General features: G+C 64.5%; 15 protein-coding genes. 9 read left to right on the plus strand and 6 right to left on the minus strand.

All coding sequences use genetic code 11. The features are described 5' to 3' along the window. The first annotated feature begins 2 nt into the window (after positions 1–2). The 6 genes from BLR77_RS13320 (at position 3) to BLR77_RS13345 (ending at position 8494) form a co-directional block, all read left to right on the plus strand. Complete coding sequence (locus tag BLR77_RS13320) at positions 3–2474, plus strand: DUF5682 family protein (protein ID WP_202907447.1); 2472 nt, start codon at positions 3–5, stop codon at positions 2472–2474. After that, positions 2467–3591, plus strand: a complete 1125-nt coding sequence (locus BLR77_RS13325) for a VWA domain-containing protein (RefSeq protein ID WP_074678509.1) — start codon at positions 2467–2469, stop codon at positions 3589–3591. The genes BLR77_RS13320 and BLR77_RS13325 overlap by 8 nt, the downstream gene beginning before the upstream one ends. Further along, positions 3588–5603: an SWIM zinc finger family protein gene (locus tag BLR77_RS13330; protein WP_074678511.1), complete on the plus strand. Its 2016-nt coding sequence runs from the start codon at positions 3588–3590 to the stop codon at positions 5601–5603. The genes BLR77_RS13325 and BLR77_RS13330 overlap by 4 nt, the downstream gene beginning before the upstream one ends. A 207-nt stretch (positions 5604–5810) precedes the next feature. After that, positions 5811–7469, plus strand: a complete 1659-nt coding sequence (locus BLR77_RS13335; RefSeq protein ID WP_074678513.1) for a nitrite/sulfite reductase — start codon at positions 5811–5813, stop codon at positions 7467–7469. Continuing rightward, on the plus strand, positions 7453–7950 hold the full coding sequence (locus BLR77_RS13340; protein ID WP_064494784.1) for a DUF934 domain-containing protein: 498 nt from the start codon (positions 7453–7455) through the stop codon (positions 7948–7950). The genes BLR77_RS13335 and BLR77_RS13340 overlap by 17 nt, the downstream gene beginning before the upstream one ends. A 142-nt stretch (positions 7951–8092) precedes the next feature. Next, positions 8093–8494, plus strand: coding sequence for a helix-turn-helix domain-containing protein (locus BLR77_RS13345; protein ID WP_074678515.1), 402 nt, complete (start codon positions 8093–8095; stop codon positions 8492–8494). Positions 8495–8579: 85 nt separating this feature from the next. Here BLR77_RS13345 and BLR77_RS13350 read toward each other — a convergent pair whose 3' ends face one another. Next, complete coding sequence (locus BLR77_RS13350) at positions 8580–10271, minus strand: DEAD/DEAH box helicase (protein WP_074678517.1); 1692 nt, start codon at positions 10269–10271, stop codon at positions 8580–8582. Between the two features lie 364 nt (positions 10272–10635). Next, on the minus strand, positions 10636–11415 hold the full coding sequence (locus tag BLR77_RS13355; RefSeq protein ID WP_074678519.1) for a spermidine synthase: 780 nt from the start codon (positions 11413–11415) through the stop codon (positions 10636–10638). A 262-nt stretch (positions 11416–11677) separates the two neighbouring features. On the opposite strand from BLR77_RS13355, the gene BLR77_RS13360 reads away from it, so the two are divergent. The 3 genes from BLR77_RS13360 to BLR77_RS13370 all read left to right on the plus strand — a co-directional run bounded on the left by BLR77_RS13360 (position 11678) and on the right by BLR77_RS13370 (position 14379). Further along, the gene (locus BLR77_RS13360; protein ID WP_074678521.1) at positions 11678–13024 is read left to right on the plus strand and encodes a class II 3-deoxy-7-phosphoheptulonate synthase; all 1347 of its coding nucleotides are present in this window, start codon (positions 11678–11680) and stop codon (positions 13022–13024) included. Between the two features lie 161 nt (positions 13025–13185). Further along, positions 13186–13941: a metalloprotease LoiP gene (gene loiP / locus BLR77_RS13365; RefSeq protein WP_074678523.1), complete on the plus strand. Its 756-nt coding sequence runs from the start codon at positions 13186–13188 to the stop codon at positions 13939–13941. 51 nt (positions 13942–13992) lie between these two features. After that, entirely contained in the window at positions 13993–14379 is a 387-nt protein-coding gene (locus tag BLR77_RS13370) for a lysozyme inhibitor LprI family protein (protein ID WP_074678525.1), read from the plus strand. Here the strand turns inward: BLR77_RS13370 and BLR77_RS13375 are convergent. From BLR77_RS13375 to BLR77_RS13390, 4 genes are read right to left on the minus strand one after another with little or no spacing between them, the layout of a single operon-like run. Beyond that, on the minus strand, positions 14376–15569 hold the full coding sequence (locus BLR77_RS13375) for a winged helix-turn-helix domain-containing protein (protein WP_074678527.1): 1194 nt from the start codon (positions 15567–15569) through the stop codon (positions 14376–14378). The genes BLR77_RS13370 and BLR77_RS13375 overlap by 4 nt on opposite strands. Before the next feature lie 14 nt (positions 15570–15583). Continuing rightward, positions 15584–16030, minus strand: a complete 447-nt coding sequence (locus BLR77_RS13380) for a DUF3291 domain-containing protein (RefSeq protein WP_074678529.1) — start codon at positions 16028–16030, stop codon at positions 15584–15586. Between the two features lie 26 nt (positions 16031–16056). Continuing rightward, positions 16057–17001, minus strand: a complete 945-nt coding sequence (locus tag BLR77_RS13385) for a DMT family transporter (RefSeq protein WP_074678531.1) — start codon at positions 16999–17001, stop codon at positions 16057–16059. Positions 17002–17018: 17 nt separating this feature from the next. After that, on the minus strand, positions 17019–17243 hold the full coding sequence (locus BLR77_RS13390; RefSeq protein WP_074678533.1) for a DUF1127 domain-containing protein: 225 nt from the start codon (positions 17241–17243) through the stop codon (positions 17019–17021). Positions 17244–17281: the final 38 nt, after the last annotated feature.

Genomic DNA, 17281 nt, shown 5'->3' on the forward strand with positions numbered 1-17281 from the left:
GCATGCCACAGGCACACACTCCGCAGGTTCCCGACGCACGCCTACCGGCTCGCCTGCACAGCGCCGAGCAGAGTCGCCTCGCATTGGCCGAGGCCGGCGTGCACTTTGCGCCAGTGCGCCACCATAGTCCGGCCTGCGCCTTCGCACTGCGTGCGCTGATCGAGGAAATCCGCCCGGCCGCGGTGCTGATCGAAGGCCCGGCCGACTTCGACCGCCTACTCCCAGACCTGCTCGATCCCCACAGCCGGCCTCCGCTGGCCATTCTCTCGCAGCACCGCGCAGGCTCAGCAGACGCCACGCTGCGTTCGGCGTTCTTTCCCTTTTGCGACTACTCGCCGGAGTGGCAGGCATTGCGTGAAGGTCATCGCCTGGGGGCAAAGCTGGCCTTCATCGATCTGCCCTGGGCGGGCCAACAGGACGCCGAAGATGACGCGGACAACAGTCGCAGCCTGATGGCCGAGCGCTACCTGGCACACAGCGACTACATCGCGGCCCTGGCGCGCCAGGCGCACTGCCGCGATCACGACGAACTCTGGGAACACCTCTTCGAGCTGCGCCCGCGCCAGGCACTGCAGGACTGGCGCAGGCTGTTCGGCGACACCTTCGCCTGGTGCGCCATGGCGCGCCTGGACTATGAAGACGATGTATTGGCCGGCGAAGGCTCGCTGGCTCGCGAAGCGCACATGCTTGCCTGCATTCAGAATTGGCGGGCACGCAACGAAGGGCCACTCCTGATAGTGACCGGCGGCTTTCACAGCTTGCCGCTGGTCGAAGCCCTGGCCAGCGCGGCGAGCAAGCCGCCCGCTAGCGAAATGCTCCACAGCGACAGCCAGGCCTGGCTGATCCGCTACAGCTTCGATCGTCTCGATGCACTCAATGGCTATGCCTCCGGCATGCCCTCCCCGGCTTACTACCAGCGCATCTGGGATGCCCTGCTCGACGAACAGGCGGGCGCTGATTCGCGCCAACGCATCGCCACCCAGTTTCTCAGCGCCATTGCCAGCGAGACCCGTGCTCGGCAATTGGCCGACTCACTGTCCTTCGCCAGCGTCAGCAGCGCCGCGCAGCAGGCTGCCGGCCTGGCGAGCTTGCGCGGTCATCCCGGCCCCGGTCGCTACGACCTGCTCGACGCCATCCATTCGTGCTTCGTCAAGGGCAGCCTGGACGATGGCCAGGCTGCCTTTCTCGCGGCGGTCAGAAGCCAGCTCAGTGGCAACCGCCTGGGCGACGTGCCGCCTTCGGCGCAGGTTCCACCACTGGTGGCGCAAGCCCGTCGCCTGGCGATGGCGCACCGCCTCGATCTTTCCGACAGCCTGCCGCGCCGCGCGCGACTGGACCTCTACCGCAAGCCGCGGCACCGCGCCCGTGGTCGTTTCCTGCAGTTGATGGCCTATCTGGACAGCGGCTTCGTGCGCCACCGCGGCGGGCCCGACTTCGTCAATGGCACGGGGCTGGATCTGCTGTTCGAAGAGTGGGAATACGCCTGGTCGCCTCTGGTCGAAGCGCGCCTGATCGAATGCTCCGAACTCGGCAGCAGCCTGCATGAGGTGGCACTGCGCAAGCTGCTCGACGAGGAGCAGGCACTGCAAGGCAGTGGCCAGGGACGCAGCGCCAGCCGCGCAGTGCAACTGTTGGCGCGTGCCGGGCTGGTGGGCCTGGGCGAGCAGCTACCCAGGCTGTTCGAGCGCCTGGCCGAGCACCTGGACGAAGACCCGGAGCTGTCCTCGGTAGTGACCTGCGGTCAACGCCTGCTGCACCTGTGGCGTGGCCGCGAACTGCTCGGCCTCGAGCAGCACACGCAGTTGCCGGCGCTGCTGCAGCGCATTCTGCCGGCCGCACTGTTTCTCCTGCCGGGTCTCGAAACCTGCGCGCCAGAGCGCGAGGCCACGGCCATCAACGCCTTGTTGGGCTTGCGCGAGTTCGTCCACCTCGGCGCAAGCCAGGCGGGCCTCGAGGTGCAGCAGGAGGCCCTGCACGAGGCGCTCGAACGTCTGGCTGCGCGGGCTCCGGCCGGCATAGCCGGAGCACTGGACGCGCTGCGCTTCGTCGATGATCGCGGCAGCGAAGAACAACTGGCCAACGCCCTGGCACTGCGTTTCGGCCCGGGGGCCGATAGCGAGAGTGCCGTGCGCTACCTCGACGGCCTGCTGACGGCAGCGCCCGAGCTGATACTGCGCATCGATACCTTGGCGCAACAGCTCAATCATCTGGTGGCGCAGTGGGATGAAGATACCTTCGTCCGTCACCTGCCGGATCTGCGCCTGGCCTTTACCCGCCTCAAACCCCGCGAAACCGGTCGCCTGGCCGACAGCCTGGCCGCACTCAACGGCATGACTGCAGCCGGCCTGGATAACACCCACCACGAACTCGACGGCAACGACCTGCTTGCCGGCGCCGCCCTGCAACTCGCGCTGGGGCGCTCGCTGGCCCGCGATGGCCTGCTTGGCTGGGCCACGGAGGGCTTTGATGACTGATCTGGAAACCGCACGCCGTTGGCGGCTGATTCTCGGCCGCTATGCCGACCGCGCGCTGCATGGGGCGAACTTCGATGCGACGCAGGCACGCCTGGACAAGACCCTCGACTATCTCTACAACCGCGAATACCAGCGCCGTGGCCACGTTCAGGGCGGACGCGCGGGTTCGCTGGATGACAGCCAACTGACCGCACTGAACTGGCTGGAGCAAGCCCATAGCCTGTTCCCACGCTCGACCTTCGAACGCCTGCAGGCGCAGGCCATCGAACGCTACGAAATCAGCGCCCTGCTCACCGACCCCGCCAGTCTGGCGACACTCGAACCCAGCCCGGCCTTGGCCAAGGCGTTGCTGGGCGTGCGCGGCCGCCTGGGCGAGGAAACCCGCGATGCGGTTCGCCAACTCATCACCCGCGTGGTCGAGGAGATTCTGCAGCGCCTGCGCAGCCGCTTTACCCAGGCCATCCAGGGGCGACGCAATCGCTTTCGGCGCTCGCTGATCAAGAACGCGCAGAACTTCGACTGGCGCGCCACCATCGCCGCCAACCTCAAACATTACGATCCGCAGAGCAAACGCCTGCTGATCGAGTCGCCGCGCTTCAACGCACGCATCCGCCGTCAGCTCCCCTGGGACATCATTCTCTGCGTCGACCAGAGCGGCTCGATGCTCGACTCGGTGATGTACAGCGCGATCTGCGCCAGCATTCTCGCCAGCCTGCCCAGCGTACGCGTGCGCCTGGTGCTGTTCGATACCCAGGTGGTGGATCTCAGCCACCTCGCGCATGACCCGGTCGAGGTGCTGCTGACCGTGCAACTGGGTGGCGGCACCGACATCGGCAAAGCCATGCGCTACTGCGAACAGCTGGTGGAGAACCCGCAACGCACGGTGCTGACGCTGATCAGCGATTTCGAGGAAGGCGCGGCAGTCAGCCCCTTGCTGGCCTGCGTGGCGCGCCTCAACGAAGCGCGCGTCAAGCTACTGGGCCTGGCCGCGCTGGATGACAGCGCACAACCGGTGTATGACCCGGCGATGGGCCAGCGCCTGGCGGCGCGCGGCATGCACATCGCCGCGCTGACCCCGGAACATTTCGCCCAATGGCTGGCAGAGGTGATGCAGTGAGCGCCTGGCAGCAGCGTTACCGCAGCTATGACGACGCAGCGCTGGAAGTCCTGGCCAATGCCGGCCTGCTGCGTCGCGCCGCCAAGGATGTCGATGCCGGAAAACTGCGCTGGCTGGCGCAGGATGACGACGGCGGTCTGATCGAGGCCGACGGCCAGCAGGTTCGCCTGAGCGCGGCCGGTATCGATGCGGCGCGCTGCACCTGCCCCGCCACCAGTTGCTGCAAGCACATTCTTGCCGCCGTGCTCTGGCTGCGCGAACAGGCCGAACCGCAGGCAGCAGAGCAGGTAGCGGGTGATCCCGATGAGGCCTTGCGAGAAGCCCTGAGTCTCGATCCGCAACAGTTGCAGAAGCTCGCCGGCAAAGCCGCCACACGCAAGGCGCGGCAGTGGCTCGACACGATCGGCGAGATCAGCCGGCAGAGCCACGGCAGACGCCTGAGCATCCAGCTGCCGAGCCTCGACTGCGAGGTCAACTACCTGGCTGGCGCTGGCTTCGAGGGCATGCTCTCGGAAAGCCGTGAGAGCGAACGCAAGGCCCTGCACCTGACGGCGCTGGCCCTGCTGTTCAAAACCCACGGACAAGCCTGGGCGTGGCCCGTAGACAGCGCGCCAGCACCAACAGACCCGCAGCAACTGAACCCGGCGGAGCACGAGTTGCTCACCAGCATCGAGCAGTTGCTCCACGAATTGCTGCTTCAGGGCCTGTCCCACACCAGCCCTGCCAGCGCCATGCAGCTGCGCATGCTCAACCTGTCGGCACGCACCGAAGGGTTGCCCAGGCTCGCCGCCCAGCTACGCACCCTGGGTGGGCAGATAGGTCGTCTGGCCGCCCGTGACGACCATGTCAGCGAACGCGAAACCCTGGTGCAGATGGCCCGTGTACATGCCCTGTGCAAGGCCCTGCGGCGCGCGGAGGGCGCAACCCTGCCGCCGCTGCGCGGGCGCCAGCGGCGTGACTACCAGAGTGGCGACAGCCTCGAGCTCTTGCCCCTGGGCGGCCACTGGTGGAGCACGCCTGGCGGCGCTCGTGGCCTGACGCTGGCCTTCTGGGATGCCAACGAGGGTGAAGTGCGCGAAGTCAGCCTGGCGCGCCCCAACAACAGTGATCCGGGCTTTCGCCGTGATGCGGTCTGGTCCCATCTGGCACTGTGGAAATCGACTCCGCGGCAGTTGTGCCAGACACCGCTACGCCTGACCGAGCCGCGCCTGGCTGAGGATGGCCGCCTGGCGGCCCATGGCGATACGCGCAGTGAAGCATTACCGCGCTGGCAGGCCAATGATCCACGCCTGAATACCCTGGGCGTGGGGCGATGGAGTGAGCTGCGCGAACAGCTCGAAGATGCTGCGACCTTGAGCGCAGAGTTACCAACCAGTCTGCTACTGCGGCCAGCCCGCTGCCATGAGGTGAGTCTTGATGAAGTGCATCAGTCGCTGAACTGGGTACTGGAGGACGATCAAGGCGACACCCTGTTGCTCGAGCTGCCCTGCACCGCTCAGCTACGCGAGCGCCTGGACAACCTGGAGCGTGCGCAGAAAGCGAGCAAGGACATTCGTGCAGTGCTCGTTCGACCGGTGCACGACGGTCGGCAGCGACGCCTGGAGCCCCTTGCCCTGATGATCGGCGATGGCAGCGAGCTGCGCTGCGTGTCGCTGGACTTCGAGTCGGTGGTCCGTGGCGGCCTGAGCTTCAACCGCCGCCTGTTCGCCCGCATCGAGCGCCTGCTCGATCGCCAGCGCCCAGCGACACCTGCGCCAACGCAAGCTTCCAGCCTTGCCAGTCGCCTGGTGGAACCGGCCCTGGATGTACTCGAAATGTTGGCCAGCTGCGGTCGGCAACAGCTTTCCGTGCATCAGCGCGAAGTCCTTGCGCAGCAGCAGGCCCTGGCTCACGCTGCGGGTGTCGCCCTGTTGGCGCAGCTTCTTGCAGAGCTCATGAAGAACAAGGACGTCGCCCCCGGCACCCTGCTGAGCAGCAGCCATATGCTGCACAGAGCCCTGTCACTTGGCTGAACGGGCTGAAGCCTCTTGATCCCCGAGCTTTAGCACTGCCCTTGCGCAGGGTTATGCCAGGCGCCTCGGTTATATCTCATGGTTCTTTGCATATATTCAAACATCACTTTTACGCATAAACCTGAGCTGGTATCGTGCCCCGGCTCCTCGGGAGTGCGCGGCCGTGCGCGCTGATTGGCAGTAAGTAGCCTGAAAACAGGACCCTTCATGTACGTTTATGACCAGTACGATCAACAGATCGTCGAGGATCGCGTCAAGCAGTTCCGCGATCAAACCCGCCGCTACCTCGCCGGAGAGCTGAGCGGCGAGGAATTCCGTCCGCTGCGCCTGCAGAACGGTCTCTATATCCAGCGTTTCGCGCCCATGCTGCGCATCGCCGTGCCCTATGGCCTGATGTCCTCGGCGCAGGTGCGTATGATGGCCAAGATCGCCCGCGACTACGACAAGGGTTACGCGCACATCAGCACCCGGCAGAACGTGCAGTTCAACTGGCCGGAACTGGAAGATGTGCCGGAGATTCTCGCCGAGCTGGCCACCGTGCAGATGCACGCCATCCAGACCAGCGGCAACTGCATCCGCAACACCACCACTGACCAGTTCGCTGGCGTGGCCAAGGACGAGATCGTCGATCCGCGCCCCTGGTGCGAGATCATCCGTCAATGGTCGACCTTCCACCCCGAGTTCAGCCACCTGCCGCGCAAGTTCAAGATCGCCGTCAACGGCGCTGTGGGCGACCGCGCCGCCATCGAGGTGCACGACATCGGCCTGGAAGCGGTGAAGAATGACGCTGGCGAATTGGGCTTCCGCGTCTCCGTCGGTGGCGGCCTGGGCCGTACCCCGATCGTCGGCAGCTTCATCAACGAATTCCTGCCGTGGCAGCACCTGATCAGCTATCTCGACGCCATCCTGCGCGTGTACAACCGCTATGGCCGTCGCGATAACAAGTACAAGGCGCGCATCAAGATCCTGGTCAAGGCACTGACCCCCGAGGTATTCGCCGAGCGCGTCAACGCCGAGTGGGCGCACCTCAAGGATGGCCCGACCACCCTGACCGAAGCCGAAGTCGCCCGCGTTGCCGCACACTTCGTCGATCCGGCTTACCTGGCCCTGCAGGACGAAGACGCCCTGCTCGCCCAGCAGAACGCCGAACACCCCGGCTTCGCCCGCTGGCGCGAGCGCAACACCTTCGCCCACAAGAAGCCTGGCTACGTTGCCGTGACCCTGTCGCTCAAGCCCACCGGCGTGGCGCCAGGCGACGTGACCGACAAGCAGCTCGATGCCATTGCCGACCTGGCTGATCGCTACAGCTTCGGCGAAGTGCGCAACAGCCATAACCAGAACATCATCCTCGCCGACGTCGAGCAGCGTCAGCTGCTGACCCTGTGGGGCGAGCTGCGCGAGCAAGGCTTCGCCACGCCGAACGTAGGCCTGCTGACCGACATCATCTGCTGTCCGGGTGGCGACTTCTGCTCGCTGGCCAACGCCAAGTCGATCCCGATTGCCGAAGCCATCCAGCGTCGCTTCGACGATCTCGACTACCTGTTCGACATCGGCAATATCGATCTGAATATCTCCGGCTGCATGAACGCCTGCGGTCACCACCACGTTGGCCATATCGGCATTCTCGGTGTCGACAAGAAGGGCCAGGAGTTCTATCAGGTGTCTCTCGGCGGCAGCTCCGGTCGTGACGCAAGCCTGGCACAGATCCTCGGCCCATCCTTCGCCGAAGCGGACATGGCCGATGTGATCGACAAGATCATCAAGGTCTACGTCGAGCAACGCAGCGAAGAAGAAAGCTTCCTCGATACCTACCGCCGTGTCGGTATCGACCCGTTCAAGGAGCGCGTCTATGCAGCGAATCATTAAGAACGGCCAGGTCGTCGACGAGACCTGGCACCTGCTGGCCAAGGACGTGACGCTCGACGTCATCCCCAATTGTGACGACATCATCGTCCCGCTGGCCCTGTGGCGCGAGCATGCTCACGCCCTCAAGGCTCGCGACGGCGGGCTCGGTGTGTGGCTGGAAGCGGGTGACGAAATCGAGGAAATCGCCGATGACCTCGCGCATTTCCAGGTCATCGCCCTGGAGTTCCCGGCCTTCACCGATGGCCGCCACTCCTCCACCGCTTACCTGCTGCGCACGCGTTACGGCTACAAGGGCGAAGTTCGCGCCATCGGTGACGTGCTGCGCGACCAGCTGTTCGCCCTCAAGCGTGTCGGTTTCGATGCCTTCGCCGTGCGAGCGGACAAGGATCCGTACGATGCGCTGAAAGCCTTCGAGGACTACAGCGAGGTTTACCAGGCCTCGGCCGATCAGCCGCAACCGCTGTTCCGCCGCCGCGCCTGATAGCAGGCAGTTGAAGCCGCCAAAACGCCCCGACTGGTTCGGGGCGTTTTGCTTTGGGGAGCTTGCCCGCACAATTCAGGTCGAACCGCAGCTCATTGGCGAAGTCGGACGTTATAAGCCCATCGCTTAGGGAGACAACGCCATGAAGCACAACTGGGACCTGATCGAGCGCCTGCTGCACGAGGCGCAGAACTCCGCGGGCAAGCCGTTCACACCGCGCCGCTATGCCGAAGACCTGGCTGCAGAACAGGAAAACGCGGGTGAACCCGAGCACGACCTCGATCACCTGCGCGCCGAGGCTGCTCGCTATGAATCGCGCCTGCTGGAAAACGGCTTCATCGAGCCGCGCCCAGAAGACGAAGGCGGCAATGGCGAAAACTTCGTGCTAACCGCTCGTGGCTCGCAGCTGCTGAGCATGCTCGACAGCAGCATTCCCGGCAGCGAGCACCCACGCGAGGTGCTGGACGAAGCAGGCGAAGCAGCATTGACGCCCGAGGTGTTCGACCGTCTGGCGCCCAAGGCAAATCTCAGCGAAACCGGCTGATCGTCCTTCACAAACAAAAACGCCGCGCCCTGATTAGGGGCGCGGCGTTTTGCTGATCCGGTGGCAAGGCATCAAGCCTGGCGGATCAATCCTCGCGGTAGCGACGCAGCTTCAGCGCCTTGCCAGCGACGCGAGTGTCTTTCAGCTTGCCCAGCAGGCGGTCCAGACCGTCTTCCGGCAGTTCGACCAGGCTGAAGGTCTCACGGATCTGGATGCGACCGATGGCTTCGCGAGCCAGGCCGCCCTCGTTGAGGATGGCGCCCAGCAGGTTCTTCGCGGCGATACCATCGCGAGTTCCCAGCGCAGTGCGGCAGCGCACACGACCTTCAGTCAGCGGCACCGGCGCGCGGCGCTCGCGGTATTCGCCACGCTCACCACCACGTTCGGCACGGTCGCCGTCACGCTCACGACGCTCACGCGGAGCACCGCCAGCGCCCGGCACCAGCGGCTGCTCGCGCTCTACAGTGGCCAGGTCCAGGGCCTGGCCGTTGGTGGCCTTTTTCAGCAGCGCAGCGGCCAGGGCACGAGGGCTGCAGCCGATATCGGCAGTCAGACGGTCGAGCAGTTCAGCATGGCTGGCTTCGGCATCGGCCACCAGTGGCGCCAGGCTGTTGGTCAGTTTCTTGATGCGCGCGTCGAGAACCTGCTGGCCGTTCGGCAGTTTGACCTCACCGACCTTCTGCCCGGTAACACGCTCGATCACCTGCAGCATGCGACGCTCACGCGGGGTCACCAGCAGCAGCGCACGGCCATCACGACCGGCACGGCCAGTACGGCCAATACGGTGTACGTAGGACTCCGGGTCGTACGGCATGTCGACGTTGAATACGTGGGTGATGCGCGGCACATCGATACCGCGAGCCGCCACGTCGGTCGCCACGACGATGTCCAGACGGCCATCCTTGAGCGATTCGATCACGCGCTCACGCTGGTTTTGCGCGATATCACCGTTCAGCGCAGCGGCCTTGTAGCCTTTGGCTTCCAGGGCACTGGCCAGATCCAGGGTCGCCTGCTTGGTACGCACGAAGGCGATCAGCGCGTCGAAATCCTCGACTTCCAGCAGACGCAGCACGGCATTGGTCTTCTGATCGGCATGGATCATCAGGTGCGCCTGCTCGATGCGCGAGACGGTCTGGGTCTTGGCAGCGATCTTGATGTGTTGCGGCTCACGCAGGTGCTTCTCAGCGATGGCGCGAATCGAGTGCGGCAGCGTGGCGGAGAACAGCACGCTCTGGCGGCTTTCCGGCATGGCTTCGAAGATCACTTCGAGGTCATCCATGAAGCCCAGCTTGAGCATCTCGTCCGCTTCGTCGAGCACCAGGTACTGGATGGTGGACAGCACTTTCTCGTCGCGACGCAGATGGTCGACCAGACGGCCCGGTGTGGCAACGATAACCTGGGCGCCCTGGCGGATGGCCTTGAGCTGCGGGCCCATGGGCGCGCCGCCGTATACGGCGACCACATTGAGGCCAGGCATCTGCTTGGAATAGGTTTCGAAGGCGGTGGCGACCTGCAGGGCCAGCTCGCGGGTCGGCGCCAGAATCAGCGCCTGCGGTTCACGCTTGGCCGGGTCGATTTTCGACAGAATCGGCAACGCAAAGGCTGCGGTCTTGCCAGTGCCGGTTTGGGCCTGGCCGATCATGTCCTGGCCGGCGAGGATCACCGGAATGGCCTGCGACTGGATGGGAGACGGCTCTTCGTAACCAACAGCGGTCAGAGCGGCGAGAATATTGGGGTGAAGTCCGAGCGCGGCGAAGCCGCCGATTTCCTGGGTCATGGGTCTGCCTCAAGTGCATCCGCAAAGACCCATGTTCCAAAGCTGCGCATGCCGTGTAAGACCTTGTGGGTCACCCTGGCAGCCTGGTCGGCGGGGATTTGCGAAAACGTGATGAAAGTGAATCGTCAAGGATAGTCCGCTGGGGACTGGCTGCCGGGGGTTAATTTCCCGGGCGAGTTGCACTACCTGAACGTGGCCAGAAAATTGGCCGGCGCGAACTATACCGGAAATTCCTGACTCGGGTGTTGTTTTTTGTGGTCTGCCATCCCTCGCGGCCAGCCTTCGGGCCGGCGCAAGCGGCGTCAAAAACCTTCTCCGGAGCGTTTTCTGTAGCTTCTCGGGCCAGGAATCACTCAATGGCGCATCAAGTGGCCGGGCGCAATGCCTCGATCAGCGGTTGCAGGGAATACCCCAACCGCGGCGCCAGTTCACCCGCCCGCATCTGTAAACGTCCCATGTTCAGGCGCTGATCGAGGTCCGCCGGGATCAGCAGTACCACGTTGCCCTCCTTCACCGGGCACTCCCAGTAGTGGCGGTGGTAGAGCCCACGCAGCAGCGCCGCGCCGAGCGGCTTGCCATCGTTGCCCGCCCATTGGTTGATGATCAGCCAGCCACCGGGGTTGAGCTTCTCGCGGCAGCGCTCGAGAAAACGCCAGGCCAGATGCCCGACGCCAGGCCCCTGATCGGTATACAGATCGAGGAAGATCAGGTCAGCGGTTTCCGCGCTGTCGAGCAGCTCGGTGGCATCGCCGATACGAATGGTCAGTCGTGGGTCATCATCCAGGCCGAGAAACTCCATGGCCAACCGCGGTACGTCCGGGCGCAGCTCGATGGCCTCGACATCCTCCAGCGGCAGGAACTTCAGGCAGGCCTGGGTCAGGTTACCGGCGCCCAGGCCAAGGAACAGCGCGGTTTCCGGCGCATCGTGGCACAGCGCGCCCAGCAGCATGGCGCGCGTGTAGTCGTACTCCAGCCAGCTCGGATCGCCCTGAAACACGCAGCTTTGCTCGATGGCATCACCGAACTCGAGAAAGCGGTAGGCGCCGATCTGCACCACACGAATCACCCCGAAGGCATCGCGCACCTCGGCCAGCAGAACCTCGTCCTGCAGCTGCAACTCGTCGTCTGGCGGCAACCCTGGCATCGATACCTCTCCCACTGTGACATCCCGCACTACAAGAACCGGGCTAAAGGCGTCGATTGTCATTGAAGCAGCTGCCCCAGGTCACGCGATAATTCCAGCACCTGCAATGCCCAACATCGCAATAATGATGCTCGCCACCACAGCTGCCACGTGCGCCTCGGCGAATAGGGACGGCCACTGTGCCCTGCGCCGCGCTAGGGGCGCCAGGCGCGAATCGGTTAAGATGCCGACCAGCCCGAATTAGCCGATACAGAGACGCCGCATGTCGAACGCCTGGAGCCCCGAGAGCTGGAGGGCCAAGCCCATCCAGCAGCAGCCCGAATACCCTGACGCCGCGCACCTGACCCGCGTCGAGCAGACCCTGGCCGGCTACCCGCCGCTGGTGTTCGCCGGCGAGGCACGCGAACTGCGTCGCCAGTTCGCCGAGGTCACCCAGGGCCGCGCCTTCCTGCTGCAAGGCGGCGACTGCGCCGAAAGCTTCGCCGAGTTTTCCGCCGCGAAGATCCGCGACACCTTCAAGGTGCTGCTGCAAATGGCCATCGTCATGACCTTCGCCGCCGGCTGCCCGGTGGTCAAGGTCGGGCGCATGGCCGGGCAGTTCGCCAAGCCGCGTTCGTCCGGCAGCGAAACCATCGATGGCGTCACCCTGCCCGCCTACCGTGGCGACATCGTCAACGGCATCGGCTTCGATGTCAGCAGCCGCGTCCCCGACCCGGAGCGCCTGCTGCAGGCCTACCACCAGGCCACCGCCAGCCTCAACCTGCTGCGCGCCTTCGCCCAGGGCGGCTTCGCCGACCTGCACCAGGTGCACCAGTGGAACCTCGATTTCATCGCCAACTCGGCGCTGGCCGAGAAATACCACCAGCTCGCCGGCCGCATCGACGAAACCCTGGCCTTCATGCGTGCCGTGGGCATGGACAGCGCACCGCAGTTGCGTGAGACCAGCTTCTTCACCGCCCATGAGGCGCTGCTACTGAACTACGAAGAAGCCTTCGTGCGCCGCGACAGCCTCACCGGCCGCTGGTACGACTGCTCCGCGCACATGCTGTGGATCGGCGATCGCACCCGTCAGCTGGACGGCGCGCATATCGAATTCATGCGCGGCATCGAAAACCCCATCGGCGTCAAGGTCGGTCCGAGCATGGACCCGGACGAGCTGATTCGTCTGATCGACACGCTCAACCCGGACAACGATCCGGGGCGCCTCAACCTGATCGTGCGCATGGGCGCGGACAAGGTCGAAGCGCACTTCCCGCGCCTGCTGCGCAAGGTCAAGGAAGAAGGTCGTCAGGTGCTGTGGAGCTCCGACCCGATGCACGGCAACACCATCAAGGCCAGCAGCGGCTACAAGACCCGTGATTTCGCGCAGATTCTCAGCGAGGTTCGGCAGTTCTTCGCCGTGCACCAGGCTGAAGGCACCTACGCCGGCGGCATCCATATCGAGATGACCGGGCAGAATGTCACCGAGTGCATCGGCGGTTCGCGGCCGATCACCGAAGATGGCCTGTCCGACCGCTATCACACCCACTGCGATCCGCGCATGAACGCCGACCAATCCCTGGAGCTGGCCTTCATGATCGCCGAAACGCTGAAGCAGGTACGCCGCTGAGTTTTTGCGCCCTGGCCACTGGCCGGGGCGCGAACCGGCTCGCACTTCTTTTGTGCGGTATCCGGCATAATGCCACCCCAACGCGAGCACCGTGCAGGTGCTGTAGACGCTACCTAGCCGGAAAGGACTCGCGGCCAACACCCCTACAAGGACGATGAACCATGCAACTGCGCACCACACTCTCCGCTTTCGCCCTGTCCAGCGCCGTACTGCTGAGCGGCTGCCAGAACATGTCCCCTGACGCCATGCTGCAATCCGGCCTGATGGCCGTGCAGGCGGCAACCCTCAGCGACGCCGAAGTACGCAGCATGTCCGACCAGGCCTGCGCCGAAATGGACGCCTCGGCCAACATCGCCGGTCCGAACAGCCCGTACACCAAGCGCCTGGACAAGATTGCCAACAACCTCGGCCACCAGATCAACGGCACACCGATCACCTACAAGGTTTACCAGGCCGATGAGGTCAACGCCTGGGCCATGGCCAACGGTTGTGTGCGCGTCTACAGCGGGCTGATGGACCTGATGAACGACAACGAAGTCGAAGGCGTACTCGGTCACGAGATCGGTCACGTCGCCCTCGGCCACAGCAAGAAGGCCATGCAGACCGCCTACGCCACCACCGCTGCGCGCAATGCGGCAGCCGCCTCGGGCAACGGTACCGTCGCCGCCCTGTCCGCCTCGCAGTTCGGCGCCCTGGGTGAACAACTGGTCAACGCACAGTTCTCGCAGAGCCAGGAAAACGCCGCCGACAACTTCTCCTTCGACCTGCTGACCCAGCGCAACATCCCGCGCGAAGGCCTGGTCACCGCGTTCGAGAAACTGGCCAAGCTGGGCGGCGGCCAGAGCAGCATGTTCGACTCGCACCCGGGCTCCAGTGACCGCGCCGCCAACATGCGCACCCGCCTGGCTGCCAAGTAAAGGTGATGTTCAGGGGCTGCATTGCAGCCTCTGTTTCATTTGGAGATCGCCATGTCGATACCACGCAACTACCTGGCACTCTTGCTCATTCTTTCTCCCGCCGCGCAGGCCGATTATGACCAGCAGTACCAGGCTTGCCTGGACGCCAGCGGGATGATCAACAACGCCAGCGTCGCCGGCTGCGCCGAAGGCGTATCGGAAACGGTGAAGAAGGAGATGAACCGCATCTACCAGCAGCTGTTCCTGAAACTGCAGGAAAGTGCCCCGCAAGATGCCGAACAACTGGAAACGACGCAGAAGGCCTGGCTGATCTACCGCAACGGCCAGTGCGAGCTGCAGGGCAAGCATGTCGGTTCGCCGATGTACTACACCTGCCCGATGGAGCTGAACATCCAGCGCGTCGATGAATTGAAGTTTCTGCTGGAGAACGGTGGCTAGCCCAGCAGCCCGCGCAGACTGACACTCGGTGCCAGCCACACCTCATCCAGGCCCAGCCATTGCGCCAGCGCGCGCAGCGAATCGCCCAGCGCCAGGCGCGCCTCCTCGCTCAACACTGCCTCCTCCAGATGCACGGCATGCACCGCCAGGCGCCCGACCGCGCGCTCGCTGCGCAGATCCACCCGTGCCAGCAGGCGTTCATGATGCAGGAACGGCAGCACGTAGTAGCCATACACGCGCTTGGCCTGCGGGGTGTAGATCTCCAGCCGATAGCGAAAACCAAACAGCCGCTCGGTCCGCTCGCGCTCCCAGATCAGTGAATCGAAGGGCGACAGCAGCGAACTATGGCGCACGCGTCGTGGAATACGCGGCTCGCCTCGGCAATACGCCGTCTGCCGCCAGTCCTGCACCGTGACGGGCAATAACTCGCCCGCCTCCACCAGCTCGGCGATACGCCGCTTGCTGTCGCTAACGCCCAGCCGATAGTAGTCGCGCAGATCCCTCTCGGTCGCCACGCCCAGCGCATCGGCCGAACGCAGCAACAGGCGGCGCTGCGCTTCGGCCTCATCCAGGTCAGCGTGATTCAGCACATCCGCAGGAATGACCCGCTCCGGCAAATCGTACAAGCGTTCGAAGCCTCGCCGCCCGGCAACGGTGACCAGACCTGCAGCGAACAGCCATTCCAACGCCATCTTTTCCGTACTCCAGTCCCACCAGGGACCAGCCTTTTCGGTTCGCGTGGAAAGGCTGCCGGCGCCCAATGCACCACGCTCGCGCACGGTCTGGAGCACGGCATCTATCGCATCGCGACGCTCCACACCGAATTTCGCCAGTTGGCTGTAGATGCCCTGCCCATCCGCAGCTCGGCGCATGCGCCAGCGCAGCAGCGGATAAAGCTCGAGCGGCAACAGCGAAGCTTCGTGCCCCCAGTATTCGAACAGACGCCGGCGCCGCGCACGGCCCCAGGCCAGTTCATCAAGGTGTTCGGCCTGGTAATGACCGAGGCGGGAAAACGCCGGCAGGTAGTGCGAGCGCACCAGGGCGTTGACCGAGTCGATCTGCAATACACCGAGGCGCTCGATCTGCGCCTGCAGCTGCCGATGGGCGATGGCACCGCGTGGCGTACGACCAAACCCCTGGGCAGCCAGGGCCAGACGGCGCGCTTCGGCGAGAGAAAGTGAGAGCGTCATGCCGGCCCAGCCTATCAGGCCGGCGCCGCGAACGCGTGGCGAAAGGTGAAGGCCTGCTGTGTGGCGCCATGCTCACGCAAGTGAGCCAAGCGTTCGGCCGCCTCGGCCACGCCTGGGCGATGGCCGGCCGGCACCCACCACAGCACCTGGTGCGCCTGCTCGACGCGCTCGAACCACTCGCGACGGCGCTTGAGCATCTCGGTGTGCGCCGATTTATAGACGTAATCGCTGAGCGACTGCACGTCCTGCCAGACGGACATGTTGACCAGCACTTCGTCACCGAACGGACGGATCGCCGTGGCATCACCCGCCTCGTCCTGCAAACGCCAGACATAGCCGGGCGAAGCTTCGGCCAGCGCGTTGATACGTTCCAGATTGGCGACGAAATCGACCATTTCCGGCGCATGAAGTGGCGCCTTCATCCAGGCGATATTCAGTTGGGCCAGGTGATGAGCAGGCAATTTCCAGCCTCCTTGCAGGTGAATGATCAGAGCTGTTGCGGCAAGCCGCGCCAGGCGGCCAGACGTCGACGCAGCCAGGTCTCGCTGCTGACCAGGGTGATACCCGATAGCACCAGCGCTGCGCCGATGATGAAGTTCAGGGTCAGTGGCTCGTCCAGCACCAGCACACCGAAGGTGACGCCAAACAGCGGCGTCATGAAGGAAAACACCGCCATGTTCGAGGCCAGGTAGCGGCGCAGCAGCCAGAACCAGGTCAGGTAGGTGAAGAACGACACCACCACACCCTGCAGCAGAATGCTGCCGATGGCGATTGGGCTCCAGCGCAGTTGAGCCAGATCGACCACTGCCAGCGCGTAGGCCAGCAGCAGCACGAATGCCACCGCCAACTGATAGAACAGCGTCAGTCCCGCCGGCGCCTCGGACAGGCGCGAACCCCGTACCACCACAGTGGTGGCACCCCAGGCCATACCCGCACAAAGTCCCAGCGCATCGCCAAGCAGGATGTCGCGATCGATCTCGCTCCAGTTGCCGCCAACACCGAACGCCATCACCACCCCGCCGAAACACAGCGCGATACCCAACCATTGCAGGCGACGCAAACGCTCACTGGGCAGCAGCAGATGCAGGCCCAGCGCCGAGAAGATCGGCGCCGTATAGAGAAACACCGCCATGTGCGAGGCCGTGGTGTAGCGCAGGCCCAGGGCGATGAAAAAGAACTCCAGCGCGAACAGTACGCCCGCCAACAGTCCAGCCAGCCAGGTCGCGCTGACCCACTCGCGCCAACCCCGCTGCCATAGCAACAGCAGGCCGACCAGCAGCGCAGCGACACCGGAGCGCAACGCCACCTGCAACATGGGCGCGATATCGTCCGCCGCCAGTTTGATCGCCACCTGCTGGCTACCCCAGATGGCGCACAGCAACAGCATCAGCTGGAACAGGAAAAAATCGGCGCCCTTGCGTACCGCAGTCATTCAACAACTCCTACCACTCATTTTTTCAACGGGTCATCCCAGAACGGCCGCTCGGCCTCCTGCAATGCATCGGCGCGTGACAGCCCCAGATCCTTCAGCGCAGCGTCGTTCAACCGCGCCAGTTGCCCACGCTCACGTGCCAGTTGCCGCCAGCGCCGCAGCATACGCCATACACTCGCCAGTGATGGCAGACGTTCGAAGTGGATGGCCTGAGCCACCGCATAACCTTTCTGACCTTTCATCTTCTCGCCCTCCCTGTGGGGTTGGCGTCAGTGTCGGA

This window comes from Ectopseudomonas alcaliphila, from assembly GCF_900101755.1.
GTDB classification, from domain to species: domain Bacteria; phylum Pseudomonadota; class Gammaproteobacteria; order Pseudomonadales; family Pseudomonadaceae; genus Aquipseudomonas; species Aquipseudomonas alcaliphila.

What these genes read in the sequence shown, in the direction of transcription:
- loiP (WP_074678523.1), top strand. Translation starts at nt 13,186, where the DNA reads ATGCAACTGCGCACCACACTCTCCGCTTTCGCCCTGTCCAGCGCCGTA.
- BLR77_RS13320 (WP_202907447.1), top strand. Translation starts at nt 3, where the DNA reads ATGCCACAGGCACACACTCCGCAGGTTCCCGACGCACGCCTACCGGCT.
- BLR77_RS13355 (WP_074678519.1), bottom strand. Translation starts at nt 11,415, where the DNA reads ATGCCAGGGTTGCCGCCAGACGACGAGTTGCAGCTGCAGGACGAGGTT.
- BLR77_RS13350 (WP_074678517.1), bottom strand. Translation starts at nt 10,271, where the DNA reads ATGACCCAGGAAATCGGCGGCTTCGCCGCGCTCGGACTTCACCCCAAT.
- BLR77_RS13360 (WP_074678521.1), top strand. Translation starts at nt 11,678, where the DNA reads ATGTCGAACGCCTGGAGCCCCGAGAGCTGGAGGGCCAAGCCCATCCAG.
- BLR77_RS13375 (WP_074678527.1), bottom strand. Translation starts at nt 15,569, where the DNA reads ATGACGCTCTCACTTTCTCTCGCCGAAGCGCGCCGTCTGGCCCTGGCT.
- BLR77_RS13345 (WP_074678515.1), top strand. Translation starts at nt 8,093, where the DNA reads ATGAAGCACAACTGGGACCTGATCGAGCGCCTGCTGCACGAGGCGCAG.
- BLR77_RS13325 (WP_074678509.1), top strand. Translation starts at nt 2,467, where the DNA reads ATGACTGATCTGGAAACCGCACGCCGTTGGCGGCTGATTCTCGGCCGC.
- BLR77_RS13385 (WP_074678531.1), bottom strand. Translation starts at nt 17,001, where the DNA reads ATGACTGCGGTACGCAAGGGCGCCGATTTTTTCCTGTTCCAGCTGATG.
- BLR77_RS13390 (WP_074678533.1), bottom strand. Translation starts at nt 17,243, where the DNA reads ATGAAAGGTCAGAAAGGTTATGCGGTGGCTCAGGCCATCCACTTCGAA.
- BLR77_RS13370 (WP_074678525.1), top strand. Translation starts at nt 13,993, where the DNA reads ATGTCGATACCACGCAACTACCTGGCACTCTTGCTCATTCTTTCTCCC.
- BLR77_RS13340 (WP_064494784.1), top strand. Translation starts at nt 7,453, where the DNA reads ATGCAGCGAATCATTAAGAACGGCCAGGTCGTCGACGAGACCTGGCAC.
- BLR77_RS13335 (WP_074678513.1), top strand. Translation starts at nt 5,811, where the DNA reads ATGTACGTTTATGACCAGTACGATCAACAGATCGTCGAGGATCGCGTC.